Annotated in this window: 24 protein-coding genes; 16 read left to right on the plus strand and 8 right to left on the minus strand. The window is 61.4% G+C overall.

The window, feature by feature from the left end; translation table 11 throughout:
* Positions 1-79 precede the first annotated feature (79 nt).
* The gene (locus J2J98_RS17990; RefSeq protein WP_207601745.1) at positions 80-1,024 is read left to right on the plus strand and encodes a GlxA family transcriptional regulator; all 945 of its coding nucleotides are present in this window, start codon (positions 80-82) and stop codon (positions 1,022-1,024) included.
* A gap of 35 nt (positions 1,025-1,059) precedes the next feature.
* Here J2J98_RS17990 and J2J98_RS17995 read toward each other — a convergent pair whose 3' ends face one another.
* Together J2J98_RS17995 and J2J98_RS18000 are read right to left on the minus strand one after the other, a co-directional pair.
* Entirely contained in the window at positions 1,060-1,869 is an 810-nt protein-coding gene (locus J2J98_RS17995; RefSeq protein ID WP_064708753.1) for a phytanoyl-CoA dioxygenase family protein, read from the minus strand.
* Positions 1,870-2,105: 236 nt separating this feature from the next.
* Positions 2,106-3,002 (minus strand): LysR substrate-binding domain-containing protein, encoded by an 897-nt coding sequence (locus J2J98_RS18000; RefSeq protein WP_207601746.1) that lies wholly within the window; start codon positions 3,000-3,002, stop codon positions 2,106-2,108.
* A 115-nt stretch (positions 3,003-3,117) separates the two neighbouring features.
* On the opposite strand from J2J98_RS18000, the gene J2J98_RS18005 reads away from it, so the two are divergent.
* Positions 3,118-3,537 (plus strand): tautomerase family protein, encoded by a 420-nt coding sequence (locus J2J98_RS18005; protein WP_207601747.1) that lies wholly within the window; start codon positions 3,118-3,120, stop codon positions 3,535-3,537.
* Positions 3,534-4,088: a DUF4865 family protein gene (locus J2J98_RS18010; protein ID WP_207601748.1), complete on the plus strand. Its 555-nt coding sequence runs from the start codon at positions 3,534-3,536 to the stop codon at positions 4,086-4,088. Before J2J98_RS18005 ends, J2J98_RS18010 begins: the two co-directional genes overlap by 4 nt.
* 2 nt (positions 4,089-4,090) lie before the next feature.
* On the opposite strand, the gene J2J98_RS18015 is transcribed toward J2J98_RS18010, so the two are convergent.
* From J2J98_RS18015 to J2J98_RS18025, 3 genes are all read right to left on the minus strand, one after another.
* Complete coding sequence (locus J2J98_RS18015; protein ID WP_064708750.1) at positions 4,091-4,726, minus strand: LysE family translocator; 636 nt, start codon at positions 4,724-4,726, stop codon at positions 4,091-4,093.
* A gap of 124 nt (positions 4,727-4,850) precedes the next feature.
* Positions 4,851-6,290 carry a pyruvate kinase gene (pyk, locus tag J2J98_RS18020; RefSeq protein WP_064712174.1) on the minus strand — a complete coding sequence of 480 codons (1,440 nt, stop codon included), beginning with the start codon at positions 6,288-6,290 and terminating at the stop codon, positions 4,851-4,853.
* A complete protein-coding gene (locus tag J2J98_RS18025; protein WP_138394872.1) occupies positions 6,290-6,775 on the minus strand; it encodes a DUF1036 domain-containing protein in 486 nt (161 codons plus the stop codon). Before J2J98_RS18025 ends, pyk begins: the two co-directional genes overlap by 1 nt.
* A gap of 199 nt (positions 6,776-6,974) precedes the next feature.
* On the opposite strand from J2J98_RS18025, the gene J2J98_RS18030 reads away from it, so the two are divergent.
* The 3 genes from J2J98_RS18030 (at position 6,975) to J2J98_RS18040 (ending at position 8,450) form a co-directional block, all read left to right on the plus strand.
* On the plus strand, positions 6,975-7,763 hold the full coding sequence (locus tag J2J98_RS18030; RefSeq protein WP_064708893.1) for an N-formylglutamate amidohydrolase: 789 nt from the start codon (positions 6,975-6,977) through the stop codon (positions 7,761-7,763).
* Positions 7,764-7,789: 26 nt separating this feature from the next.
* Positions 7,790-8,095 carry a DUF1244 domain-containing protein gene (locus J2J98_RS18035; protein WP_207601749.1) on the plus strand — a complete coding sequence of 102 codons (306 nt, stop codon included), beginning with the start codon at positions 7,790-7,792 and terminating at the stop codon, positions 8,093-8,095.
* 91 nt (positions 8,096-8,186) lie between these two features.
* Positions 8,187-8,450 carry a DUF2312 domain-containing protein gene (locus J2J98_RS18040; protein WP_008533181.1) on the plus strand — a complete coding sequence of 88 codons (264 nt, stop codon included), beginning with the start codon at positions 8,187-8,189 and terminating at the stop codon, positions 8,448-8,450.
* A 157-nt stretch (positions 8,451-8,607) separates the two neighbouring features.
* Here J2J98_RS18040 and J2J98_RS18045 read toward each other — a convergent pair whose 3' ends face one another.
* Positions 8,608-10,449, minus strand: a complete 1,842-nt coding sequence (locus J2J98_RS18045; protein WP_064712176.1) for a peptidoglycan L,D-endopeptidase MepK — start codon at positions 10,447-10,449, stop codon at positions 8,608-8,610.
* A gap of 178 nt (positions 10,450-10,627) precedes the next feature.
* Positions 10,628-12,172 (minus strand): sigma-54-dependent transcriptional regulator, encoded by a 1,545-nt coding sequence (locus tag J2J98_RS18050; protein ID WP_064708745.1) that lies wholly within the window; start codon positions 12,170-12,172, stop codon positions 10,628-10,630.
* Positions 12,173-12,379: 207 nt separating this feature from the next.
* Between J2J98_RS18050 and J2J98_RS18055 the strand changes: the two genes are divergently transcribed.
* The 10 genes from J2J98_RS18055 (at position 12,380) to J2J98_RS18100 (ending at position 23,885) form a co-directional block, all read left to right on the plus strand.
* Positions 12,380-14,236 carry a M3 family oligoendopeptidase gene (locus J2J98_RS18055; protein WP_138394875.1) on the plus strand — a complete coding sequence of 619 codons (1,857 nt, stop codon included), beginning with the start codon at positions 12,380-12,382 and terminating at the stop codon, positions 14,234-14,236.
* Positions 14,237-14,437: 201 nt separating this feature from the next.
* A complete protein-coding gene (locus tag J2J98_RS18060; RefSeq protein ID WP_207601750.1) occupies positions 14,438-15,592 on the plus strand; it encodes an aminodeoxychorismate synthase component I in 1,155 nt (384 codons plus the stop codon).
* On the plus strand, positions 15,589-16,218 hold the full coding sequence (locus tag J2J98_RS18065) for an aminotransferase class IV family protein (protein ID WP_138394877.1): 630 nt from the start codon (positions 15,589-15,591) through the stop codon (positions 16,216-16,218). Before J2J98_RS18060 ends, J2J98_RS18065 begins: the two co-directional genes overlap by 4 nt.
* A 2-nt stretch (positions 16,219-16,220) precedes the next feature.
* Entirely contained in the window at positions 16,221-16,505 is a 285-nt protein-coding gene (locus tag J2J98_RS18070) for a YciI family protein (protein WP_064708742.1), read from the plus strand.
* Between the two features lie 165 nt (positions 16,506-16,670).
* On the plus strand, positions 16,671-18,122 hold the full coding sequence (locus J2J98_RS18075) for a homospermidine synthase (protein WP_138394878.1): 1,452 nt from the start codon (positions 16,671-16,673) through the stop codon (positions 18,120-18,122).
* Positions 18,123-18,294: 172 nt separating this feature from the next.
* Positions 18,295-18,663 carry an outer membrane lipoprotein Omp10 gene (omp10, locus tag J2J98_RS18080; protein WP_064712179.1) on the plus strand — a complete coding sequence of 123 codons (369 nt, stop codon included), beginning with the start codon at positions 18,295-18,297 and terminating at the stop codon, positions 18,661-18,663.
* 344 nt (positions 18,664-19,007) lie between these two features.
* Complete coding sequence (locus J2J98_RS18085; RefSeq protein WP_207601751.1) at positions 19,008-21,068, plus strand: 5'-nucleotidase C-terminal domain-containing protein; 2,061 nt, start codon at positions 19,008-19,010, stop codon at positions 21,066-21,068.
* 122 nt (positions 21,069-21,190) lie between these two features.
* Positions 21,191-22,225: a ferrochelatase gene (gene hemH / locus J2J98_RS18090; protein WP_207601752.1), complete on the plus strand. Its 1,035-nt coding sequence runs from the start codon at positions 21,191-21,193 to the stop codon at positions 22,223-22,225.
* A gap of 172 nt (positions 22,226-22,397) precedes the next feature.
* On the plus strand, positions 22,398-23,426 hold the full coding sequence (locus J2J98_RS18095) for an SPFH domain-containing protein (protein ID WP_064712181.1): 1,029 nt from the start codon (positions 22,398-22,400) through the stop codon (positions 23,424-23,426).
* Between the two features lie 3 nt (positions 23,427-23,429).
* Complete coding sequence (locus tag J2J98_RS18100) at positions 23,430-23,885, plus strand: NfeD family protein (protein WP_207601753.1); 456 nt, start codon at positions 23,430-23,432, stop codon at positions 23,883-23,885.
* A 16-nt stretch (positions 23,886-23,901) separates the two neighbouring features.
* On the opposite strand, the gene J2J98_RS18105 is transcribed toward J2J98_RS18100, so the two are convergent.
* Complete coding sequence (locus J2J98_RS18105) at positions 23,902-24,897, minus strand: KpsF/GutQ family sugar-phosphate isomerase (protein WP_064708736.1); 996 nt, start codon at positions 24,895-24,897, stop codon at positions 23,902-23,904.
* Positions 24,898-24,912: the final 15 nt, after the last annotated feature.

Genomic DNA, 24,912 nt, shown 5'->3' on the forward strand with positions numbered 1-24,912 from the left:
GCGTGAAGATAATAATACGCGGGATTGCCGACGTCCTGAATGTCATATATACCACTTTTCAGGACGTTGGAGCTTAGCCATGCAGCACATCGCTTTCTTGCTCTATCCCGGCTTCCAGATCATGAGTCTGGCCGCCGTCTCGGTCTTCGAGTTCACTAATCTCGAACTCGGCCGGAAGGCTTATGACATCACCCACATTTCTGAGGCTGGCGGAGTGCTGCGCACCTCGCTCGGCATGCCGATCGAGACGGAGCCTTTTGGTGATCCGGCCTTCGACACGCTGATCGTCGTCGGCGCACCCGACCTCGTCTTGCCGAAGCCCGGCGAAAGCGCCTTCATGCGTGCCGCATTGGGCGCCTCTCGTCGTATTGCTTCGATCTGCACCGGAGCCTTCTACCTTGCCGAAGCCGGCATTCTCGACGGCCGCCGCGCGACGACACATTGGTGCCTTGCCCGCGAAATGAAAGCGCGTTACCCGAAGATCCGGGTGGAAGAAGACCGCATCTTCATCATCGATGGTTCGGTCTGGACATCCGCCGGAATGACAGCCGGTATCGACTTGGCGCTGGCGATGGTCGAAAAGGATCACGGCATCGAGGTCGCCCGCGCCGTCGCGCGCATGCTCGTCGTCTATCACCGCCGCGCCGGCGGCCAGTCACAGTTTTCCGCGTTGCTGGAATTGGAGCCGAAATCAGACCGCATTCAGAAGGCGCTCGACTTCGCGCGCAAGAATTTGAAAGCGCAGCTGTCCGTCGAAGAGCTGGCGGAAGCCGCTCATCTCAGCCCCCGCCAGTTCAGCCGCGCCTTCCGCTCCGAAACCGGCCAGTCCCCCGCCAAGGCCGTCGAGAACTTGAGGCTCGAAGCCGCCCGGCTGATGATGGAGCAGAGTCGCCATCCGATCGACGTGGTCGCCGACGAGACCGGCTTTGCCGACCGCGAGCGCATGCGGCGAGCCTTCCTGCGTGCCTTCGGTCAACCGCCCCAGGCCATCCGCCGCAACGCTCAGCAGCAGTACCAATCGTGAGGCATCCGGCCCGCGGCCGAATGCCTGATCGGCCGTCAGCAGGGATCGTGAAGCGCCCGCCGGATCGCCACCTCGACCGGCGAATAGTTGCCGTCTTTCCGCTCCAGCCTGTAGGGCCGCGTGAGGCCAAGCGGTGGCTGCGCCATGAAACGCGGCGTAGTGCCGCGATGTTTCTGCGCCGCATGCACCAGAAAGGGATGGCAGAGATAGACAGTGCCTGCCTGCCCCGTCACCAATGCCAGCGGACGATCCGCGCCCATGGTTTCGAGATCCATGTGCGAGCGGCCAGCTTCGCCCGCCGGTGCGAGGTAGCGCGCCATATCCATATGCGAACCCACTCTGATGCGGGTCGGCGCATCCTCCTCGCCAACATCGGAAAACAGAAACAGCATCAGCAGCGCCCGGCCGCGCGAGGTGATGTTCACTCGCCAGGTCGAAAAATCCTGCTGTTCATTCGCGTCGCAATTCTCGCCGGGAAAGCTCAGATCGACATGCCAGCCGGCATCGCCCGGGTCATCGGGATGTGGAAAGCGCACCGGAAAACTGCCGAGCCCGTCACGCCGGACCCAGCGCCCAATGCCGACGAGCTGGTCGAAAGCAGCATGCAGGACCGGCGTGTTGGCGGCTGCCGCGAATGGCCCTCCGCCATAACCCGGAAGCCGGATCACTGGCCTTGTCCATGTCGCGGGATCGTCAGGAGCGCAGGGGATGTCGCACCACATGATGGCGCGTGCTTCTTCGGCCAACTCGCGTGGAAAGGCTCTGTCGATTCGGACAAATCCGTCGCGGATGAATCCTTCGATCTCGGCTGCGGTCAGCGCCGGCGGATAATGTTCATCGGTCATGAAAACTCTCTGTCGTAAACCTCTCAAGCCGGATTACCGGGCGGAGGTTGTTTCGCTCCACGACCAAGAACCAGCCGAAGCTGGTCTGCGGTCGCGTCTCCATAGGCCCGGGAGGCAAGACCTGCCCAAGGCAGCGAAGTCAGCGGCTCAAGAAGAAGACCGAAGCGATATTGGCAGTGAGCATCTTCATAATGGCGTGAGGTTATAGGCCTGCGCCCGAAGGGTCAACGAAGATATCAGCCACTTGTCCCGCGCAGGGCGTCATGCACGGACTCCAGTAGGAGCGCGCCAAGCCGCGCTCCAGCCGGCTGCAGTTCGGCCTCCGCCCGGTGCAGAACCAACCCGAGCTTCGGCAAGTCAGGCAGGCCGACCGCTTCGGGCGCAAGTGGCCGGACTTTGGCCGGCAGGCCGATCGGCGTGCGGATGGTGAGCCCGAGGCCCGCCGCCGCGGCCGCCCAGAGACCGCCGAGGCTGGGACTAACGAAGGCGAGCCGCCAGGAAATGTCCGCCTCATCGAGTGCCCGGGTGGCCGCAGTTCGCATCAGGCACGGCGCCTCCAACGAGGCGAGCGGTACGGGTTCGCCGCTTGCCGCATGCCAGCCCGGCAGCCCCTCCGCAGGCCCGATCCAGCGCATCGGCACCTCGCCGATGCGCTCGCAATGAGCCGCCAGCGTGCCGTCGCTCCAGGCGAGCGCCAGATCGAGCTTGCCCGAAGTGACGCGCTCCAGCAGTTCGGCATTGCGCACCACCCGCGCCTCGATGCGCACCTTCGGATGAGCCCGCGCGAAACGGCCGAGCACCTCGGGCAGCAGATTTTCGCCGAAATCCTCCTGCAAGCCGAGCCGCACCCAGCCTTCCAGCTCGGCGCTGTGGACGGCCGCAGCCGCCTCGTCGTTGAGCTCCAGCAACCGTCTGGCATAACCGAGCATCGTTTCGCCGGCGTCGGTCAGCGCGAGCCCGCGCCCCGCCTTGCGGAAGATTGGCGTGCCCGCCTGCTCCTCCAGCTTCTTCAGCTGCGCGCTGACCGCCGACGTCGAACGCCCGAGCTTTTCTGCCGCCTTGGCGAAATTGCCGAGCTCCATGCCGGTCGAAAAGGTTCGAAGCACATCGAGATCGAAGATCGTCCGTCGCATCAACAGTTCCGTTATTTAGGATAATTTGTCCATAAAATTCTGATTTTCAGTACCATCCTGTGCTGCGATGATGCTGTTGTCAAGGCCGCCGGACGGCCGAACCATGGAGATCCCAATGCCCTTCGTTCGCATCTCTCTTCGCAGAGGCAAGTCACAGGAATATCTCGCTGCCCTCGCCGACAATGTCCAGCGCGCGCTGGTCGAAACCTTCGACGTGCCTGAGAACGACCGCTTTCAGGCCATCCATCAGCATGATGAAAATGAACTGATCTTCGACCGCAGCTATCTTGCCGGACCGCGCTCGGACGATTTCGTCTATATCTCGGTCACGATCGGACGGCCGCGAACGGCTGAGATGAAGGCAGCGCTTTATCTTCGGCTCGCCGAACTGCTGGCGCAATCGCCGGGCATCCGGCCGGAAGACGTGATGATCGTTATCAGCACCAGCGCGCCCGAGGACTGGTCCTTCGGCGACGGCATCGCCCAGATGACTGATCCTGACTGGCGACTGCGTGCAGTAGAGACACGGCCATGATCGCTATGCAATACGGCTTCACCCTGCCCGCTGACTACGACATGTCGATTATCGAGCGCCGCATCCGCGAAAAAGGGCCACTTCTCGACGGCTTCCCCGATCTCGGCTTTAAGGCCTATCTCAGCGCCCGGAAGGACGAATTCGGCAGCCGCGACAATCTCTACGCGCCCTTCTATCTCTGGCAAAGACCGGAGGGAGCAAGCGACTTTCTCTGCGGCCCAGGTTTCGAGGCACTCACCGGCGCCTTCGGCTGGCCGCAGGTGAGTACCTGGATTGTGTGGCAAGCGGAAGTCTCGCCCGAGATTGCGGCGTCCGGGTTTGCCACCCGCGATATCATTCAGACCCAAGCCTATGCGTCGCTTGCCGATCTTCGCCGGGCCGAAAACGCGGAGGCCGAAGCTGATCGGGCAAGAGGTGCGCTCGCCTCCGTCTCCGGTTTCGAACCGACGACATGGACGCGCGTACGCTTCAGCCTATGGAAAGATATGCCTGAGATAGGCAGGCACACCCAGACCTATCGAATCGGCCACCTATCGCTGCCTCGGCCCTGAAATCAAACCGTTGCCCGGCGGTAGAGGGCAAGCGACCCGGCAAGGGCGAGCAACGCGCCGCCGCAGGCCCGCTCCAGCCATAAGGCGCCTGACGTTTTCAGAAAACGGACCGCCTGCGAGCCGAAGAAAGCGTAGCCGAACATGATGATGAAATCGAGCACAGCGAAGACTAGGGCGAGCAGCATAAACTGCGCCGCCTGCGGCTGGGTGGGATCGATGAACTGCGGCAGAAAGGCGGAGAAGAAGAGATAACCCTTCGGGTTCGTCGCCGCGACCATGAAACTCTTCAGCCCGATCGATAAGGCCGATCTCATGGCCGCCGCCTCATCTGATTTCAGCGCCGCATCGATCGTGCCCTTCGAACGCAAGAGCATAATGCCGAGAAAAGCGAGATAGGCAGCACCCGCCCATTTGAGCATCGAGAACCAGAATTCCGATGCCGCAAGCAGCGCACCAAGCCCGACAGCCACAGCGCCGATCAGCACGAAATCCGAAAGAACCGCGCCGACCATTCCGGCAATCGCGCGGCGCCACCCATGCCGCGAGCCATTTGTCAAAGCCAGCAGCACCGTCGGCCCTGGCGTCGCGATACCGACGAAAGAAACGGCCGCAAAAGCCAAAAGAGTGACGACATCCATGGTGATCCCTCCAAACCCAGGATCGAGACTTGCATGCCCTGCATCCCTTGGCAATGCCTCGTCACATGGACAAAAAAGCCCGCCGCCTCTTCAGGCAGCGGGCTTCATCACGGATGCGATCGGATCAGATGCCGCTCTGGCCGTCCGAACCGATATAGGCAATGCGGAGCATGTTGGTTGCGCCCGGCGTGCCGAGCGGCACGCCGGCCGAGATGATGATGCGATCGCCGGGCTTGCCGAAGCCTTCGTCGGCCACGATGCGGCAAGCGCGGTTGACCATATCGTCGAGATCGGTCGCATCGTGGGTGACGACGCAATGGAGGCCCCAGACGATGGCAAGCCGGCGCGCTGTCTTGATGATCGGCGACAGCGCCAGGATCGGCACCTGCGGACGCTCGCGCGAGGCGCGAAGGCCCGTCGTGCCGGACGATGTGTAGCAGACGATCGCCGACAGCTTCAGCGTCTCGGCGATCTGGCGGGCGGCAAGCGAGATCGCGTCGGCGCCGGTCGCTTCCGGCTGGGCGCGCTGGGCATAGATGATGCCGGGATAATGCGGCTCGCGCTCGATGGCGCCGGCAATCGACGCCATGGTCGAGACAGCCTCGACGGGATAGTCGCCGGAGGCCGATTCGGCCGAAAGCATGACGGCATCGGCCCCTTCGAAAACGGCCGTCGCGACGTCGGAAACTTCGGCGCGCGTCGGAACCGGCGCGGAGATCATCGATTCCAGCATCTGCGTGGCGACGACCACCGGCTTGCCAGACCGGCGGCAGGCGCGGATCAGTTGCTTCTGGATGCCGGGAACGGATTCGAGGGGCATCTCAACGCCGAGATCGCCGCGGGCGACCATCAAGGCGTCGGAAAGCTCAATGATCTCCTCGATGCGCTCGAGAGCCTGCGGTTTTTCGATCTTCGACATCAGGCCGACCCGGCCGCGGGCAATCTTGCGCACTTCGGCAAGGTCGTCCGGACGCTGGACGAAAGAAAGCGCCACCCAGTCGACATCATCGGTGGCGAGCACGGCGTCGAGATCGGCACGGTCCTTGTCGGTCAGTGCGCCGACGCCAAGCAGCGTGTCGGGAAGGCTGACGCCCTTGCGGTCGGAAATGCGCGTGCCCGAAATGACCGTCGTGACGATGCTCTTGCCGTCGCACTTGTCGGCGCGCAGGCAGAGCTTGCCGTCGTCGATCAGCAGGCGGTGGCCAGGCTGCACCGATTCCAGGATCTCGGGATGCGGCAGGTAGACGCGTGTGGCATCGCCGAGCGCTTCGTTGTTGTCCAGCGTGAAGGTCTGGCCAGGTTTCAGGTCGACCTTGCTGTCGGTAAACTTGCCGACGCGCAGCTTCGGCCCCTGCAGGTCGGCGAGAATGCCGATCGGCCGGCCGGAGCGCGCCTCGACCGAGCGGATGCGCTGGATGAGCGTTCGCATCAGGTCGTGGCTCGCATGGCTCATATTGATGCGGAAGACGTCGGCACCGGCCTGGTGCAGCTTCTCGATCATCGACTCCTCGGATGAGGCGGGCCCGAGGGTGGCGAGGATTTTAACTTTGCGATTACGCTTCATCAATTCTGACTTTCTTGCGTCCCTGGGGTGTCGGAGAGTTGAACCATCCAGCTGCCCTGGCGGCCCGTGTCATATTCCTTGAATCCCATCTTCTGGTAACCCCGGGCATAACAATCCTGCACGCCCGAGATCTTGAATTCGTTTTCCGCCACGCACATCTGCACGTCCCCCGTCCATCGTCCTCCCCGGGCGGCGTCCTCCGCGTAGAGGTAATAATAGCGCGACTGCAATTCTCCCTCGATCAGAGTGGCGCAGGTCGTTGCCGGCACCTGCCACCAACCTTCCGTGATCCAGCCGTCCTTGGCCCTGTATCCGATCGCCACCCCAACCAGATTTTGGGTTCCGTTGCAGACGCGAAAATCGGCGCGTGCGGCATCTGCATTGAAGAACGGCATGGCGGCTGCAAGAGCAAACAGGGCGAGTCGGACCAACGGTCCGGACCGCGTGAGGAAACTTGGCGCGGCTTGAATCAACACGGCTCCCAAATAGCTCCACGGTTATTCGTATCCGTGTCTTCTTGCGCCGCCGTCATCCGAAAGTCAACGCAATGCTAATCGATTATATTTCCTTTCATAACCGTCCGCTGAGGTTCATATCCGCTCCCGCCGCCTGCTGCGCTTGAACCGGTCGCGGGCGCATGCAATCACTGGGCGCGACTGCGCAATGACCAACGGCGAATCCTTCATGGACGACTTCCAATCCTTCGAAATCATACCCGGAAAACATGACAGAGGCATGGTGATCCTCGCCGATCACGCGATGAACCGCCTTCCCGCCCGATATGAAAGGCTCGGCCTGCCAGAATCTGCCTTTGCCCGTCACATCGCCTACGACATCGGCATCGAGGGCCTGACGCGACAGCTTGCAGCGAAGCTCGGCATACCGGCAGTGCTCGGCGGTTTCTCGCGCCTGCTGATCGACCCTAACCGCGGGGAGGACGACCCGACGCTGATCATGAAGATCTCGGACGGCGCCGTCATATCAGGCAATCACCCGATCACGCCGCAGGAATGGAATTACCGGATCGAAGCCTTTCATCGACCCTACCACGATGCCGTCGCAGACACGATCGACACGGTGGCGAATAGCACCGGTAAGGCACCGCTGGTGCTGTCGCTGCACTCTTTCACGCCGGCGTGGAAGAGCATTCCCCGACCTTGGCACGCAGCCGTCCTCTGGGACAGCGACCGGCGCGCCGTCGGCCCGCTACTTAACATGCTGCGCGCCGATCCCGATCTCATCGTCGGCGACAACGAGCCCTATGACGGCGCTCTGAAGGGCGATACCATGTACCGCCATTGCATGGTGACAGGCATTCCGCATGCCCTGCTCGAAGTGCGTCAGGATTTGATCACTGATGAAGCAGGCATATCGGCATGGGCGGGGCGCCTGGCCCCGATCTTTACGGCGATGAACGCCGATCCGGCCTTGCACGAATACGACGTCCACCCGTCGCGCACCGGCCCCTATTGAGGTCCACGGAATGAAAGGAGAGCGAGATGACCGCGCTCAGCAGGGAACAACAGACCGAATTCGAAGCCGCAGCCTTCCGCCGTCTGGTTGCACATCTTCGTGACCGCAGCGACGTCCAGAACATCGACCTGATGAATCTGGCAGGCTTCTGCCGCAACTGCCTTTCGAACTGGTACCGCGAGGCCGCCGAGGCCGGAGGTGTCCCAGTCAGCCGGGACGAATCGCGCGAAATGGTCTACGGCATGCCCTATGAGGACTGGAAGAACCTCCACCAGAAGGAGGCTTCGCCTGTGCAAAAGGGTGCTTTTGAGCTGAACAAGCCACACAAATAGTCCGCTTGGCCTCTAACAGGCTTGACCGTGACGTCGCTTCGCGGCAGTCACGTGCATCCAAAATTGATCACCGGAAAATCAGGAGAACACGATGTCTGATGCTCATGGCGTCGCCCGCGATCAGCTTCGCGCTTTCATCGAGCGCATTGAAAGGCTGGAAGAAGAAAAGAAGACCATCGCCGACGACATCAAGGACGTCTATGGCGAAGCCAAGGGAATGGGCTTCGATACCAAGATTCTGAAGAAGGTCGTGGCGCTGCGCAAGAAGGACGAGCAGGAGCGCATGGAGGAGGAAGCAATCCTCGATACCTATCTGCATGCTCTCGGAATGATCGAGGCGCCGCCGGAAGGCTGATTCGCAGACATCGCCGCTTCGACAAGCCGCCGCCTTCGGCGGCTTTTCTTTTGCGCAAGCGCCCGGAAGTGTGCCGCGGCTTCCTCGCCGGCCGAAGCAACCAAAGAAAAACCGCCGGGGCACCCCAGCGGTTTCGATTCTCCCAGGATCGACTGGCTCAGTTCGTGTTGAACTTGCGCACTTCCATGAAGTTGACGGCCGTGCCGCTGAAGCGGGCCGGATCGACCGAGGCAGTCTTGAGGTTGAAGCCCTCGGCATAGACCGCGGTCGGCTGGGCGCGCATCGTCTGGCTGACGAAGCGCGGCGCCTTGACCTGCTTGGACGCCATTTCGACACGGGCATTGGTCAACGCCCATTGCGAAATCATCTTCTCCGTCAGCTTCGGCTCGGTGCGAACCGTCGCGCGGCTTGCATCGGCTGCGGCGGCTTCCTTCTGTGTCGGACGGCCGCCCTTGGTCGGAAGGGCCTGCGGCGCGGGACCCTCCGCAGCCGGGGCGTCGAAAGCATCGCCGAAGCTCGCCGATTTCGTCGCAGGCGCCAAGGCAGCGAGCTGCAACGACGGCTTTTCAGCAGGCGTCTTTTGCGGCATCGCGGCGGCGATTGCCTGCTCCACGGTCATCTCAGGCTCATGCGAGGCGACTTGGCTTTCCGCATCCTTGTTCTGCTGCTCGAGCGCCTCGGCGATGGCAGGAGACAGTCCGCCATCCTGATCGGCCTCGTCTGCCTCCGCTTCCGGATCGGCATCGGCTGCAGCAAGCAGATTTTCGGCAACGGCAGGGCGCTCGACCGGAGTCGGAACCGGCATTCCGTTTTGCAGGTTCGGATCCGCCGACGCGACCTCGGCGTCACCCGGCGCGCGGCGTTGCCCGAGAAGCGAGGGAACGGGAATGCTATAAGCGCTGAGATCGGCGAATTGCTCCGGCTGGACCTGATCGGTCGGAAGCGCAGAGGCAAGGGCCTGCTGCGCTGCATTACCCGAAGACGGCGCCACCAGCGCAGTCGCCATTTGGCTGCCGGCCGGCTGATTGCTGAAGGCCGGACGAACCTGCGGCACCGGCGCGTTCACGGCTGCGACCTCGGTCTGCTGCGGCTCGGCAGGAGCGGCCTCGGCCTTCGGCGGTGTCGCCTTGGCAACCGCGACAGGAGCCGAATCATCCGTCTCGTCTTCCTGCTCGTCCGCCCCGCCGCCAAACAGCGCCGCAAACAGCGTCTTGTGCTTTGGCGCCGATTCGGAAGCGCTGGCGATCTCGATCTGCGTGCCATTGACGCGGCGCTTGTAATCGGCCATCGCCTGCTGATAGCCGGGCAGCGGCTTGCCGTCGGCGGGAATGTGAATGGTATTGCCGTTCGGGAAAAGCCGGACAAGCTCGTCGCGGCTCATCCGCGGCCAGGCGCGAACGCCGCCGACATCCATGTGTACGAAGGGTGAACCGGATTTCGGATAGAAGCCGACGCCGCCGGCCTGCATCTTCATGCCGATGGCGCGCAACGTTGCAAGCTTGACGTCGGGAATGAAGAAGTCCATCGCCTTGCCGAGCATGTGCTGGCTCTTTTCGGCGACGCCGGATTTGCGCGAGCGGCCGCGCAGCATTTCATTGGTCGCCGGAGAACGGAACCCGCAGACGACATTGATATAATCTCTCGAACCGCTCTGGCGATAGACTTCCCAGATCAGGTCGAACAGGCGCGGATCCATCTTCGTCGGCTGGTTCTTGCGCCAGTCGCGCAGGAAGCGGTTCAACTGCTCCAGACCCTTAGGGTCGAACTTACCGTTCCGCTTATAGGTAATGACAGCTTTTTCGCCGGTATGGATGAAATAGAGCTTGAGGCTGCGGGTATCGCCCGCTGCCTCGGAAGGCGTACTGACGAATACCGGCGAGGAAACCGCAAGCGCAAGAAGGGCGGCCCCTGCCGTCCTTACTGCCTTTCCGCAGATGTCGGCGCACAAAGAACGCCAGCTCAAGCGCGAAGGCTTGGAATTCCCATTCAGATTCGGCAACTCGATCCCCGTCAGACAGACAATGTCCCGTACTGTCTCAGATGACTGTCAAATGCGGTCACACGATGGCAAAAATGCCACACATGATCAACCTTTTCTTTACATAGTGAACGAGCCACTAACAAGTGGTTTATGATCAGTAACAAATCGTGGTTGCCCGAGTCTTAATAAATAAGGCCTAAGCCGCATCTTTCTGGGGATTATCGGGATCTATGCCGTAATCTTTGAGCTTGCGATAAAGTGTGGATCGGCCGATGCCAAGCTTGCGAGCCACTTGACTCATCTGCCCGCGATAGAATTTCAGTGCGAATCGGATGAGTTCCTCCTCGACATCGGCAAGCTTGCGCACGTCTCCGGAGGGATTGACACTGGCAATCGCATTTTCCGAAACTTCGGAAAGGCGGTGGTGCACCTCGGCGGGCGGCGACGTCCGGAAGTCCTCTCCATAGCCCTCGTCGGGATCGAGGCCGGTATTGTCGGCAACGAGCGCCAGGTGGTCCACCACTTCATATTCCGGAAGCTGGGCGGCGATCTGCGGGAAATCCGCCTCCGTCAGCTCCGGCCCTTCGGCGAGAACGACCGCGCGGAAGATCGCATTTTCGAGCTGGCGGATATTGCCGGGCCAGTCATAGGCGGTCAGCAGCGCCAGCGCACCTGAGTTCACGGTCATGCGGCGGCCGTTCTTCTGCTCGCTTGAGAAGCGGTCGGTAAAGACGCGCACCAGATGCGGGATGTCTTCCTTGCGCTTGCGTAGCGCGGGAATGGTGATCGGGAAGACGTTGAGGCGATAGTAGAGGTCCTCGCGGAAATGGCCGTTCTTGACCTCTTCGATCAAATCCTTGTTCGTCGCAGAGATAAGCCGCACATTGACCTTGTGGGCGGTGCGCGCGCCGACGGTCTCGATCTCGCCCTGCTGCACGGCGCGCAGGAGTTTCACTTGCACCTCGAGCGGCAGGTCGCCGATCTCGTCAAGGAAGATGGTGCCGCCATCGGCTTCCATGAACTTGCCGATGTGACGTTCGGTCGCGCCGGTGAAGGCGCCCTTTTCGTGACCGAAGAGGATACTTTCAACGAGGTTGTGCGGGATCGCCCCGCAATTGACGGTGACGAACGGTTTGTTGGAGCGTTCGCCGCCGGATTGGATAGCCCGCGCCACCAGTTCCTTGCCGACGCCGGATTCACCTTCGAGCACGACGGGAATATTCGATTGCGCGGCCCGCTGGGCAAGATCGATGACGCGGATCATCGCCGGACTTGCCGAAACGATGTCATCGAACCCGACCGAGCCCGAGCGCGACCGGCGTCCGGCCCGCGCCCTCACCTCGCGCTGGTCGAGCTTCATCGCATTCGCGATCGAGGTTGCGATCCGTTCGGGCGAGACCGGTTTGACAACGAAATCGAAGGCGCCGGCGCGCATCGCCTGCACCACTGTCTCGATACCGCCCTGGCCGGTCTGCACGATAACGGGGATCTGCGTGCCGAATTCGTGAAGCGCGTCGAGAAATTCGAGGCCGGTCATCTCGGGCATCATCAGGTCGAGCACGATGACATTGAAGAGGCCACTGTCACGCTTGACCATCTCCAGGCCGATTCGGCCGTTTTCCGCTTGGTGCACGACATGGCCGTGACGCTCGATTGCGTTCTTGAGCAGGCGCCGCTGCACCGGGTCGTCCTCGACCACGAGGATTTGCCCTGCTCCCTTGAGCTCATTGTAACCGGTCATTGTCGCCTCACTTCATGCGAAACCCTGGAGCGCACTCTGGCAGAAAGGCTTGAACATCCAGTTTTGAGAAATAATTGCATTTTAACGATTGCGAGAGCGCGATTTCGTGCCGAAGCGAGGCCTTTTATGCGCCGAAAAGCCCTTGATGCCGGGCCCTCTCACGCTTATTCAAACAGACCTGTTATAAAGTGGAGAGGAATTGCGCCCATGAAAATCGAGCTCCCGCACGCCGGCTTTTTTTTCTCGCCAACAGCGCCAGCCGGGGCGGCGGCCGATCCGGCGCTCGGCGACCTGCCGGTCTGGAAGCTGCAGGATCTCTATCCTTCCGCCACCTCGACCGCCTTCGTCGCCGACATGGAAAAGGCCGGCAAGGCCGCAATCGCCTTCGAAGAAAAGTGGAAGGGCAAGCTCGCCGAAGCTGCGGCAAAGACCGGCGCCGAAGGCATCGGCACAGCGCTGAAAGAATATGAGGCGCTTGACGATATCATGGGCCGCCTCGGCTCCTTTGCCGGCCTTACTTATTTCTCCGACACCACCAATCCGGCAAACGGCAAGCTCTACGGCGACGTGCAGGCCAAGATCACCGAATTCTCAGGCCATCTCCTGTTCTTTGCGCTCGAACTGAACCGGATTGACGACGCCGTGATCGACGCCTGCATCGCCAATGACCCCGATGCCGGTCATTACCGCCCCTGGCTGATCGACCTCCGCAAAGATAAGCCGTACCAGCTCGATGACAGGCTGGAGCAGCTCTTCCTCGAAAAGTCGATGACATCGTCCTCCGCCTTCAACCGCCTCTTCGATGAAACCATGGCGGAGCTCCGCTATGAGATCGATGGCGAGAAAGTGCCGCTCGAGGTGGCGCTGAACATGCTGCAGGAGAAGGATCCGGAGGTGCGCCGCAAGGCGGCCATGGCGCTCGCCGAAACCTTCAGGGCGAATATCCGCATCTTCACGCTGATCACCAATACGCTTGCCAAGGACAAGGATATCTCCGACCGCTGGCGCGGCTTCGAAGATATCGCCGACTCCAGGCATCTGGCAAACCGCGTCGAGCGCGAGGTTGTCGACGCCTTGGCCGCAGCCGTTCGGGAAGCCTATCCCCGCCTGTCGCATCGTTATTATAAAATGAAGGCGAAATGGCTCGGCATGGAGCAGATGAACTTCTGGGACCGCAACGCGCCCCTTCCGGAAACGTCGAGCGCCGTGATCTCCTGGGCCGACGCGAAGGACACGGTGCTATCGGCTTACGGCAATTTCGCCCCCGAAATGGCTGATATTGCCAGGCGCTTCTTTGACGAGCAGTGGATCGATGCCCCGGTTCGCCCAGGCAAGGCGCCCGGCGCCTTCGCCCATCCGACGGTTCCCTCCGCCCACCCTTACGTGCTCGTCAATTATATGGGCAAGCCGCGCGACGTGATGACGCTTGCGCATGAACTCGGCCACGGCGTCCACCAGGTTCTCGCCGGTGCGCAGGGTGCGCTGATGTGCCAGACGCCGCTGACACTTGCCGAAACCGCTTCCGTCTTCGGCGAGATGCTGACCTTCCGCGCGCTCCTGGAAAAGACGACCGACAGACGCGATCGCAAGGCGATGCTCGCCCAGAAGGTCGAGGACATGATCAATACGGTCGTGCGCCAGATCGCCTTCTATGAGTTCGAGCGCCAGCTGCACACTGCCCGCAAGGCAGGCGAACTCACCGCCGACGACATCGGCGAACTCTGGCTCTCCGTCCAATCGGAAAGCCTCGGACCGGCTATCAACATTTCCGAGGGCTATGAGACCTATTGGGCCTATATCCCGCACTTCATCCATTCGCCCTTCTATGTCTACGCCTATGCGTTCGGCGATTGCCTGGTCAATTCGCTCTATGCCGTCTACCAAAAGGCCGAGAAGGGTTTCCAGGAGAAATATTTCGAACTGCTGAAGGCCGGCGGCACCAAGCATCATTCGGAACTCTTGAAGCCTTTCGGCCTCGACGCCACCGATCCGTCGTTCTGGAGCCAGGGCCTGTCGATGATCGAAGGGCTGATCGACGAGTTGGAAGCTTTGGACCGAGCGTAAGGCTCAGCCAAGACCAGAAAGAGCGAATGTGATGGTAGGCTATTGATCCGCCAGCCGCATTCTGCAACGTCCACGAGGAACCATGACGGCAGCCCCCTCTCCCTCATCCCTGTCCTCTGTGATTGCCGATGTCTCGGCCTGCCGCGAAAAAAACAAAACACTTGCCAGCATCGGATAACAAACAAGATGCGCGGGGCAACCATGTCTGACCCCTATATTCTCTTCCGTGACGACACTACCGGCCAGGTGATGCTCTTCGCCCAGCCGGCCGAGATCATCATTACCAAGACGCGCGCCGAATTTTTTACCGGGCTTATCAGGATGGAAGAGGCTAAGGCCGAGGGCAAATGGCTTGCCGGCTATATGTCCTACGAGGCCGGATATCTCTTTGAGGAAAAACTCGCTTCCTTCGCCGCGGAAGGTCGCGAAACACCGCTCCTCTGTTTCGGCATATTCGATGCTCCGCAGTCGAACACGCATCCGCTCGCCCAGCCCGAACGGCGTCTCGAAAACGAGGAATTCCTCACCGCACCGAAGGCCCGTTGGGATTTCCCTATATATAAAGAGCGCTTCGACCGCCTTCATGAGCACCTGCGGCTCGGCGACGCCTATCAGGCAAATCTCACCATGCCGGTCGAGGCACGCTGGAGCGGCGACCCCCGCGCCGCCTTCTGGTCACTGATCGAGCGCCAGCCGGTCAAATATGGCGCGCTTGTCGATCTCGGCGGTCCCGTCATCCTCTCGCGTTCGCCCGAATTGTTTTTCCGCACCGACGAGCAGGGCTGGATCGAGACTCATCCGATGAAGGGTACGGCAAAACGCGGCGCGACAGCGGCCGAGGATGCCGAAATCATCGATGCGATGCGTGCCGATATCAAGACGCAGGCGGAAAATCGCATGATCGTCGATCTTCTGCGCAACGATATCTCCCGCATCACCGAGGTCGGCACGCTCGACGTCCCGAAGCTCTTCGAGATCGAGACCTACCCGACCGTTCATCAGATGGTCAGCCATGTGCAGGCAAGACTTCGACCCGGCCTATCGATCCGCGACATCTTTGCCGCCCTCTTCCCCTGTGGGTCGATCACCGGTGCGCCTAAGATACGGGCGATGGAAATCCTGCACTCCCTCGAGGATGACCCACGTGACGCTTATTGCGGTGCAATCGGCATGATCTCGCCCACTGGCGCAATGCGTTTTTCCGTCGCCATCCGCACCGTCACACTTTTCGACGGCGGCAGGGCGATATTCAATGTCGGCGGCGGCATCGTCTTCGATTCCACAGCCGAAGCCGAATATGAGGAATGCCTGCTCAAGGCCCGCTTTGCTGTCGGCGACAAGTGGATCGCGCAATGATCGATTTCTCGCTGATCGAGACGCTGCGCTGGCAGCCCGGCGACGGCTTCATCCGCCTGCGCCTGCATCTCGCCCGGCTTTTGCGCTCCGCTCGCCGCCTCGGTTTTCCCCAACCGACCGATGCGCAAACGAAGCTCGAAGCAGCCGTTGCCGGCGCTGGCGGCCCGTTGCGCGTCCGCCTGACCTTCGATCCGCAAGGTCGCATCGAGGTGTCGAGCGCCGCCTTCGTCCCGCTGCTATCCGAAACCATCTGGACCGTCCGCGCCGCCGAAACCTGCCTCGACTCCACCGACAGACTGCTGCGCGTCAAGACAACGCGCCGCACCGTCTATGAAGCTGCGCGCGCCGAATATACGCCTGCCGAAGCTGATGAAGTCATCCTTTTGAACGAGCGCGGCGAAGTCTGCGAGGGCACCATCACCTCCATCTTCCTGGACGACGGATCCGGCATCCTGCGGACCCCGCCGATCTCCTGCGGCCTGCTCGCCGGCGTACTGCGTACCGAACTCATCTGCGGGCGTAGGGCGCGTGTCGGCCGACTGACGCTCGCTGATCTCGATACCGGCACGCTTTACCTCGGCAACTCGCTGCGCGGGCTGATCCGCGCAAATCTCCTCAGGAGCTGATTATGTTCATCCTCTCCCTCACCTACGTGAAATCCAACGACGAAGCCGACAGGCACATGGATCCGCACATGGCCTGGGTGAAGGAGGGATATGCGAGGGGCTGGTTCCTCGCCTCCGGCCGCAAGGTGCCGCGCACCGGCGGCGCCATTCTTGCCATCGGCGACCGCGCCGCAATCGAAGCCTATGTCGCCGCCGATCCCTTCGCCATCCATGGCGTCGCCGAATACGAAATTACAGAGATCGCCGTGACGACAACCGCCGAAGGTCTGGAAATTCTGAAGCGTTGATTTCCAGTTGGTTGATCTCGTCGCCTGATATTTGGCCTTTCCCCGTCAACACCCTTTATTGTGACGTCGTTTTATGATTAGAGCCGGTCACCTCGCAATTTCTGCGGCAATTTCAAAAGAATTCTTCGGGCCTCGCGCCTTCGTCCCCTTCCTCAGGAGAAAAGAATGACGGAACAGAACTATCCGGTATATGCCGAAATTACCGGTCCGATCGTGATGATCGGCTTTGGCTCCATCGGCCGCGGCACCCTGCCCCTGATCGAGCGCCACTTCAAATTCGACAAGAGCCGGATGGTCGTCATCGACCCGCGCGAAGAGCCCTCCGATATGGAGATCCTGAAGAAGCACGGCGTTCGCCACATCAAGGAATATGTCACCAAGGATAATTACAAGGAGCTACTGAAGCCGCTGCTCACGGAAGGCGAAGGCCAGGGCTTTTGCGTCAACCTCTCGGTCGACACGTCCTCGCTCGACATCATCAAGCTCTGCCGCAAGCTCGACGTTCTCTATATCGATACGGTCGTCGAGCCCTGGCTCGGCTTCTATTTCGACAAGGGCATGAGCAACGCCGAGCGCACCAACTATGCGCTGCGCGAGACCGTGCGCAAGGAAAAGGCGAAAAACCCGGGCGGCGCCACCGCCGTCTCCACCTGCGGCGCAAATCCTGGCATGGTTTCCTGGTTCGTCAAGCAGGCGCTCGTCAACCTTGGCCATGATATTGGCCTCAAATTCGAGGAACCGGATCAGCACGATCGCGAAGGCTGGGCCAAGCTCATGAAGAAGCTGGGCGTCAAGGGCATCCACATCGCCGAGCGCGACACCCAGCGCACCAAGCACCCGAAGCCGCTCAACGTGTTCTGGAACACCTGGTCCGTCGAAGGCTTCATCTCCGAGGGCATGCAGCCGGCTGAACTCGGCTGGGGCACCCACGAGCAGTGGATGCCGAAGAACGCCAAGAAGCACAAGAAGGGCAATAGGGCGGCGATCTATCTGGAGCAGCCGGGCGCCAACACCCGCGTGCGCACCTGGTGCCCGACCCCCGGCCCGCAATACGGCTTCCTCGTCACCCACAACGAATCGATCTCGATCGCCGATTACTTCACGGTCCGTGACAAGGACGGCGAAGTGACCTTCCGGCCGACCTGCCACTATGCGTACCATCCGGCGAACGACGCCGTGCTCTCGCTGCACGAGATGTTCGGCAATGGCGGCACCTCGCAGCCGGTCCACCACGTTCTCGACGAGGACGAGCTGGAGGACGGCATCGATGAACTCGGCGTCCTGCTCTACGGCCATGAGAAAAACGCCTATTGGTATGGCTCGCGCCTGTCGCTGGAAGAAACCCGCCGCATCGCGCCCTATCAGAACGCCACCGGCCTGCAGGTGACCTCCGCCGTTCTCGCCGGCATGGTCTGGGCACTGGAAAACCCGACCGCCGGCATCGTCGAAGCGGACGAGATCGATTACAAGCGCTGCCTCGAAGTGCAGATGCCTTATCTCGGTCCGGTCGAAGGACACTACACCGACTGGACCCCGCTCGACGGCCGTCCCGGCCTCTTCCCCGAGGATATCGACACCAAGGATCCCTGGCAGTTCAAGAATATTCTCGTTCGCTGAGATCGCCCGCAGGGGATTTGGACAATGCCCGCCGCAAGGCGGGCATTTTTGTAACGCTGGCTGTATAAATGCCGACGCCGCAGCTCCAAGCCTTGCCATCAGAGCGGGTGCACGCCATGTTTTGCCCGAACTTGGCGGGTGACCGCCACGCCGATTCCCCGGGAGAAGCCTCATGAAAATCAGAACTGGTCTCGTTCTTGTCGGTGCAGCGGCCATTCTTGTCGCCTGCGTTTCACCGGAGCCGCGCCCCATGCCGATTGCGGCCGCGCCTGCCACCACCGGCGTCGAAGGCAATTGGAGCGATCCGAACGGTATCGTTTCCACCTTCCAGGGTGGTACGTTCACAACCCGCACCACCGACAGCAACCAACTTCTCGCCTCAGGGACCTACATCAATACATCGCCGACGCTGGTAGAGATCAATATGACCTCGCTGGTGCGCAAGACCCAATCGAAGGTCAATTGTGCCCTCGTCAATCCTAGCCAGCTCAATTGCACCTCTGATTCCGGCGCCCAGTTCACGCTTTCCCGCCGCGGCTGAAGGATAAGGCAATAGGCTAAGCATGCGGGCCTTCGCCGGTTACATCTCTGCTGTGCGCAATACCGCTTGCCGCATTTGCCGTCGTTCTGCCCGCCAATCTCGATCGTGCCCAGGGCATCGCCGCTGCCGGTGGCGACTGCCACCTGCAGCTATTGATCTTAGCCCTGCCGGCAGCCGGCTTTTTTGTCCCATCCCCCTTGGAAAGCGTGCCGCCTGGCCCAGCTTTCCCTTGCAGTCATATGCCGTGTCATGGAACATCTGAGTGTCGGGAAACTGATCCCGGCAGACTATGGAAGGGATCGCGGGGATCAGGGGGATCTCTCGCGTCAATCAGGAGAACAGGGATGACGAAGTCTTTTAGCTTCGGTCTTTTGACCGCGTCCGTGCTGGCGCTGAGCGCGGGCGCCGCCTTTGCAGATTTTGAACTCAATATCCTTCATATCAACGATTTCCATTCCCGCATCGAATCGATCAACAAATTCGATTCCACCTGCTCGGCCGAAGAGGAAGGCAAGAAGGAATGCTTCGGCGGCGCCGCCCGCCTGAAGACCGCGATCGACCAGCGCCGTCAGGCGCTATCGGGCAAGAATGTCCTTCTCCTGAATGCCGGCGACAATTTCCAGGGATCGCTCTTCTACACCACCTATAAGGGCGCGGCCGAAGCCGAATTCCTGAACATGATGAAGTTCGACGCCATGACCGTCGGCAATCATGAATTCGACGATAGCGAGGACGGGCTTGCGACCTTCCTCGACAAAGTGCAATTCCCTGTCGTCACAGCGAACGTCAAGGCAAGCACCGCCTCGAAGCTCGGTGACCGCATCAAGCCCTCGCTCGTGCTCGATGTCGGCGGCCAGAAGATCGGCATCGTCGGCGCCGTCACCAATGATACGCCAGAGCTTTCCTCCCCCGGCCCGAATGTCACGATTGCCGACGACGTTGAGACCATCACGTCAGCCGTCCAGGACCTGAAAGGCCAGGGTGTCAACAAGATCATCGCGCTGACCCATGTCGGCTATCCCCGTGATCTCGCTATCATCGCCAAGATTCCGGACGTCGATGTCGTCGTCGGCGGCCACTCCCATAGCCTGCTCTCCAATACCGATCCGAAGGCTGAAGGTCCCTATCCGACGATGGCCGATAATCCCGGCGGCTACAAGGTGCCGGTTGTCCAAGCCGCTTCCTACAGCAAGTATCTCGGCGACATCGTCGTCAATTTCGACGATAATGGCGTCGTCAAGGATGCCAAGGGCGATCCGATCCTGATCGACTCGTCCTTCACGCCCGATCCGGCCGTCGTCACCCGCGTCACCGAACTGGCAAAACCGATCGAGGAACTGCGCAAGAAAGTGATCGGCTCCTCCGAGGGTCCAATAGAGGGCGACCGCAAGGTCTGCCGCGTCAAGGAATGCTCGATGGGCAATCTGGTGGCCGACGCCATGCTGGACCGCACCAAGAACCAGGGCGTCACCATTGCCTTCCAGAACGGCGGCGGCCTGCGCGCCTCGATCGACAGCGGCGATGTCACCCAGGGCGAAGTCATCACCGTCCTGCCGTTCCAGAACACCCTCGCCACCTTCGAGGCGACGGGCGCGGATATCGTCAAGGCGCTCGAAAACGGTGTCAGCCAGATCGACCAGGGCGCCGGCCGCTTTCCGCAGGTCGCCGGCTTGAAATTCTCGTTCGACCAGTCGAAGCCTGTCGGCAGCCGCGTCAGCGATGTTCATGTGAAGGACGGCGACAGCTTGGCGCCGATCGACCCGGCCAAAACCTACAAGATCGCCACCAACAACTTCATGCGGGCCGGGGGCGACGGCTATTCGATCTTCAAGGAAGGCAAGAACGCTTACGATTTCGGCCCTGACCTTGCCGACGTAACCGCCGAATACCTGGCCGCTCATTCGCCGTATAAGCCCTATACCGATGGCCGCGTCACCGAAATCGGCGCGACTGTGGCACAGGCGCCTGCTGCCGAACAGGCAGCTCCTGCTCCCGCGCCGGCGTCGCCTGCGCCGGCCACTGAGCCCGCTCCTGCCCCCGCGGCACCGGCTGCACCCGCACCCGCCACCGAGCCTGCCCCTGCGGCACCGGCCGCGCCCGCACCAGCCACCGAGCCCGCCCCCGCTGCACCGGCCGCGCCCGCACCAGCCACCGAGCCCGCGCCCGCTGCGCCGGCACCTGCAGCTCCCGCTCCCGCCGCGGAACCGGCTCCGGCTCCGGCAGCCTCCGCGCCCGCCGCAACGACGCCTTCCACTCACGTGATCGCGGCCGGGGACACGTTCTGGGATCTTGCCGTCAGCTTCTATGGCGACGGCACACTCTGGCGGAAGCTCTCGGAGGCCAACGGCAGCCCGAACCCGCGCCAGCTGACGATCGGCAAGGAAATCGAGGTTCCAGCCAAGTAAGACGATTTGTCCCGATGCCATCCGCCGGTCCGGGGTTTCCCGGGCCGGCTTTTCTTTCTATAGGGTGAACCAAGATCCCGAGGCTGCGTATAAGCCGACGGACACAAAGCGTTGGGATCACAATGACTGCAGATATATCACTTCGTCCGGCGGACCATCCGGCCATAAAATCAGGCAAGATCGGTGTGCTGCTGGTCAATCTCGGGACACCCGACGGCACCGATTACACGTCGATGCGCCGCTATCTCAAGGAGTTCCTGACCGATCGCCGCGTTATCGAATGGTCGCCCTGGAAGTGGTACCCAATCCTGTTCGGCGTGGTGCTCAACAGACGCCCGCAGAAGGTTGGCAAGGCCTATGAGCTGATCTGGAACAAGGAGAAGAACGAAAGTTATCTCCGCACCTACACGCGTAACCAGTCAGAGCTGATGGCTGAGCGCCTGCAGGATCTCGCCGACGTCAAAGTCGATTGGGCGATGCGTTACGGGACGCCGTCGATCGCCTCGCGTATCGACGCGCTAAAGGAAGCAGGCTGCGACCGGATCGTGCTTTTCCCGCTCTATCCACAATATGCGGCGGCAACGACGGCCACCGTCAACGATAAGGCCTTCCAGAAGCTGCTCTCCATGCGCTGGCAGCCGGCTCTGCGCACGGTGCCCGATTATCACGACGACGAGACCTACATCGAAGCCCTCGCCCGGTCCGTCGAAAGACATCTTTCGACGCTCGACTGGAAGCCGGACGTGCTGCTCGCCTCCTTCCACGGCATTCCGATGTCCTATTTCAAGCAGGGCGATCCCTATTACTGTCAGTGCCAGAAGACCGGCCGTCTGCTGCGCGAAAGGCTCGAGCTCACCAAGGAAAACTTCATGATCACCTTCCAGTCCCGTTTCGGGCCGGAGGAATGGCTGCAACCCTATACCGATAAGACGGTGGAAAAGCTCGCTCAGGACGGCGTCAAGCGCTTAGCAGTCATCAATCCCGGCTTCGTCTCCGACTGCCTGGAAACGTTGGAGGAAATCGCCGAGCAAGCCGCGCATTCTTTCCACGAGAACGGCGGCGAGAAATTCACCCATATTCCCTGCCTCAACGACAGCGAAGATGGCATGAAGGTGCTGGAAAAGGTCGTTCGCCGCGAGTTGCAGGGCTGGATCTGAGAAGCTTTTTCGGAAGCGGCGTCGAGCGGCCGTCGAAAATCTTGCGGCGGCCCGACCTCCTTTTCGCTCTTAGGTGGAACTTCCCTACGTCATTTCTTCCTCGCGAAGAACATGCTAACTCACCACATCAGTTGTGAGGCGCGCATGCACGCGCCGATGGGAGGAATTCTTCATGCTGTTGGGCGGCTTCGACATCGTCGTGATCGTGCTGGTAATCTTCGTTATTCTGGTGCTCTTTGCCGGGATCAAGACCGTGCCGCAGGGCTATCGCTATACAATCGAGCGCTTCGGCCGATACACCCGCACGCTGGAGCCGGGCCTCAATCTCATCACCCCTTTCATCGAGCGTGTCGGCGCCCGCATGAATGTCATGGAGCAGGTGCTTGACGTACCGACCCAGGAGGTGATCACGAAGGACAATGCTTCGGTTTCCGCCGATGCCGTCGCCTTCTATCAGGTGCTGAACGCCGCCCAAGCCGCCTACCAGGTCTCTCACCTCGAAAACGCCATCCTCAATCTCACCATGACCAATATCCGCTCGGTCATGGGCTCGATGGATCTCGACGAACTGCTTTCCAACCGCGATGCGATCAACGACCGGCTGCTGCGCGTCGTCGACGAGGCCGTCCAGCCCTGGGGTATCAAGGTCACCCGCGTCGAGATCAAGGATATTCAGCCGCCGCGCGACCTCGTCGATGCCATGGCCCGCCAGATGAAGGCCGAGCGCGAAAAGCGTGCCCAGGTGCTGGAAGCCGAAGGCGCGCGCAATGCACAGATCCTCAGGGCCGAGGGCGCCAAGCAATCCGCCATTCTGCAGGCAGAGGGCCAGCGCGAAGCCGCGTTCCGCAACGCCGAAGCCCGCGAGCGCCTGGCCGAGGCCGAAGCCAAGGCGACGAAGATGGTCTCCGAAGCGATTGCTGCCGGCGACGTCCAGGCGATCAACTATTTCGTTGCCCAGAAATACACCGAAGCTCTCGCCTCGGTTGGCTCGGCCCCCAATTCCAAGATCGTGCTGATGCCGATGGAAGCCTCTTCCATCCTGAGTTCGCTCGGCGGCATCGGCGCCATCGCCCGCGAAGTCTTCGGTGACGCCGGCAATCCGTCGCCGCCTCCGCCGCGTCCGCGTCCCGCGCCGGTCCGCTCGACGCCGCCGATCAATCCGCCGGCGCCCAATCCTTTCAATCCGGATCAGGAGCGATAAGCCATGCTGGCGAAGATCATCGCCGAACTCGGTCCGTGGAGCTGGTGGGTTGCAGGCCTTGTGCTGCTTGCCGCCGAAATGATCGTGCCTGGTTTCTTCCTGGTCTGGATCGGCCTCGCCGCCTTGATCGTCGGCGCACTGTCGCTGCTCTTCTGGGACAGCGCCTTTTGGGTCTGGGAACTCCAGGCGATCCTTTTTGCGCTTCTCGCCGTCGCCACGACCTTTGCCGGCCGCCGGCTGACGCTGCGCAGCGTCGAGACCGACGAGCCCTTCCTCAATCAGCGCGGCGCGAGCCTCGTCGGACGCACGGCGACGCTGCAGGAGCCGATCCGCGAGGGCCGCGGCCGCATCCGCCTCGATGATACGCTGTGGCAGGTGATGGGACCTGATCTTCCTGTGGGAACGCGGGTGAAGGTGGTCTCGAGCAACGGCCGCGACCTGAGAGTCGAGCCAATCTGATCACAACCGAGCCTGATCAGGCGACGCCGATCCGCAGCAGATCGTGGAAATGCACCAGCCCTACGGGCCGGCTGTCCTCATCGATGACGATCAAGGCGCCGATGTGGTGTTGGTTGAGCAGTGCCAGGGCCGCCGTCGCCAGCATGGTCGGCTTCACCGTCTTCGGGGTCTTCGTCATGATGTCGTCGACCGCAAGCTCGGCAAGATTGCGGGTCAGGTTGCGCGACATGTCGCCGTCAGTCACGATGCCGCAGAGCCGTCCATCCTCGTCGAGTACGCCGACGCAGCCGAAATGCTTGCGCGACAGCACCGTGATCGCCTCCGGCATCGGCGTGCCCTTGGCAACGAGCGGCAGCTTCTCGCCGGTATGCATGATGTCGGCGACATGAGTCAGGCTCGCCCCGAGCTTGCCGCCGGGATGGAAGACGTGGAAATCGGTGGCGGTAAAGCCCCTTGCCTCCAGGAGGGCAACCGCCAATGCATCGCCGAGTGCAAGCTGCATCAGCGTCGAGGTCGTCGGCGCGAGCCCGTTGGGGCAGGCTTCCTGTTCGTTCGGCACAAGAAGCACGATGTCGGCGGCCGTCGCAAGCGAGGAGCCTTCGCTGCAAGTGATCGCAATCAGAGGAATCGAGAAACGCCGCGTAAAGGAAATGATACTCTTGAGCTCGGCGCTCTCGCCGCCTTTGGAAATCGCCAGGACGACGTCGTCGCGCGCGATCATGCCAAGATCGCCATGATTGGCTTCGGCCGCGTGCACGAAAAAGGCAGGGGTGCCGGTCGAGGCGAATGTCGCCGCCAGCTTGGTACCGATATGGCCGCTCTTGCCGACGCCGGTGACGATGACACGCCCGGAGATGTCCCCGATGACTTCGACGGCGCGGGTGAAAGGACCGGCCAATCCGTTGTCAAAAGCGCGTTCAAGCGCTTCAAGACCGCGTTTCTCGGTCTCTATCGTGCGTTTTGCCGATTCGAGCACGCTATTTTCAACGAGTTTGATCGCTCTTCTGTTCATGCAGATGCGTTAGAC

The organism is Rhizobium bangladeshense, assembly GCF_017357245.1.
GTDB classification, from domain to species: domain Bacteria; phylum Pseudomonadota; class Alphaproteobacteria; order Rhizobiales; family Rhizobiaceae; genus Rhizobium; species Rhizobium bangladeshense.

Bases quoted from the DNA above. Each gene is read 5' to 3' on its own strand.
- J2J98_RS18015 (WP_064708750.1), bottom strand. From the start codon at position 4,726: ATGGATGTCGTCACTCTTTTGGCTTTTGCGGCCGTTTCTTTCGTCGGT.
- J2J98_RS18060 (WP_207601750.1), top strand. From the start codon at position 14,438: ATGTCTGACCCCTATATTCTCTTCCGTGACGACACTACCGGCCAGGTG.
- J2J98_RS18070 (WP_064708742.1), top strand. From the start codon at position 16,221: ATGTTCATCCTCTCCCTCACCTACGTGAAATCCAACGACGAAGCCGAC.
- J2J98_RS18065 (WP_138394877.1), top strand. From the start codon at position 15,589: ATGATCGATTTCTCGCTGATCGAGACGCTGCGCTGGCAGCCCGGCGAC.
- J2J98_RS18105 (WP_064708736.1), bottom strand. From the start codon at position 24,897: ATGAACAGAAGAGCGATCAAACTCGTTGAAAATAGCGTGCTCGAATCG.
- pyk (WP_064712174.1), bottom strand. From the start codon at position 6,290: ATGAAGCGTAATCGCAAAGTTAAAATCCTCGCCACCCTCGGGCCCGCC.
- hemH (WP_207601752.1), top strand. From the start codon at position 21,191: ATGACTGCAGATATATCACTTCGTCCGGCGGACCATCCGGCCATAAAA.
- J2J98_RS18050 (WP_064708745.1), bottom strand. From the start codon at position 12,172: ATGACCGGTTACAATGAGCTCAAGGGAGCAGGGCAAATCCTCGTGGTC.
- J2J98_RS18000 (WP_207601746.1), bottom strand. From the start codon at position 3,002: ATGCGACGGACGATCTTCGATCTCGATGTGCTTCGAACCTTTTCGACC.
- J2J98_RS18040 (WP_008533181.1), top strand. From the start codon at position 8,187: ATGTCTGATGCTCATGGCGTCGCCCGCGATCAGCTTCGCGCTTTCATC.
- J2J98_RS18100 (WP_207601753.1), top strand. From the start codon at position 23,430: ATGCTGGCGAAGATCATCGCCGAACTCGGTCCGTGGAGCTGGTGGGTT.
- J2J98_RS18075 (WP_138394878.1), top strand. From the start codon at position 16,671: ATGACGGAACAGAACTATCCGGTATATGCCGAAATTACCGGTCCGATC.
- J2J98_RS18055 (WP_138394875.1), top strand. From the start codon at position 12,380: ATGAAAATCGAGCTCCCGCACGCCGGCTTTTTTTTCTCGCCAACAGCG.
- omp10 (WP_064712179.1), top strand. From the start codon at position 18,295: ATGAAAATCAGAACTGGTCTCGTTCTTGTCGGTGCAGCGGCCATTCTT.
- J2J98_RS17990 (WP_207601745.1), top strand. From the start codon at position 80: ATGCAGCACATCGCTTTCTTGCTCTATCCCGGCTTCCAGATCATGAGT.
- J2J98_RS18010 (WP_207601748.1), top strand. From the start codon at position 3,534: ATGATCGCTATGCAATACGGCTTCACCCTGCCCGCTGACTACGACATG.
- J2J98_RS18095 (WP_064712181.1), top strand. From the start codon at position 22,398: ATGCTGTTGGGCGGCTTCGACATCGTCGTGATCGTGCTGGTAATCTTC.
- J2J98_RS18030 (WP_064708893.1), top strand. From the start codon at position 6,975: ATGGACGACTTCCAATCCTTCGAAATCATACCCGGAAAACATGACAGA.
- J2J98_RS18005 (WP_207601747.1), top strand. From the start codon at position 3,118: ATGCCCTTCGTTCGCATCTCTCTTCGCAGAGGCAAGTCACAGGAATAT.
- J2J98_RS17995 (WP_064708753.1), bottom strand. From the start codon at position 1,869: ATGACCGATGAACATTATCCGCCGGCGCTGACCGCAGCCGAGATCGAA.
- J2J98_RS18085 (WP_207601751.1), top strand. From the start codon at position 19,008: ATGACGAAGTCTTTTAGCTTCGGTCTTTTGACCGCGTCCGTGCTGGCG.
- J2J98_RS18035 (WP_207601749.1), top strand. From the start codon at position 7,790: ATGACCGCGCTCAGCAGGGAACAACAGACCGAATTCGAAGCCGCAGCC.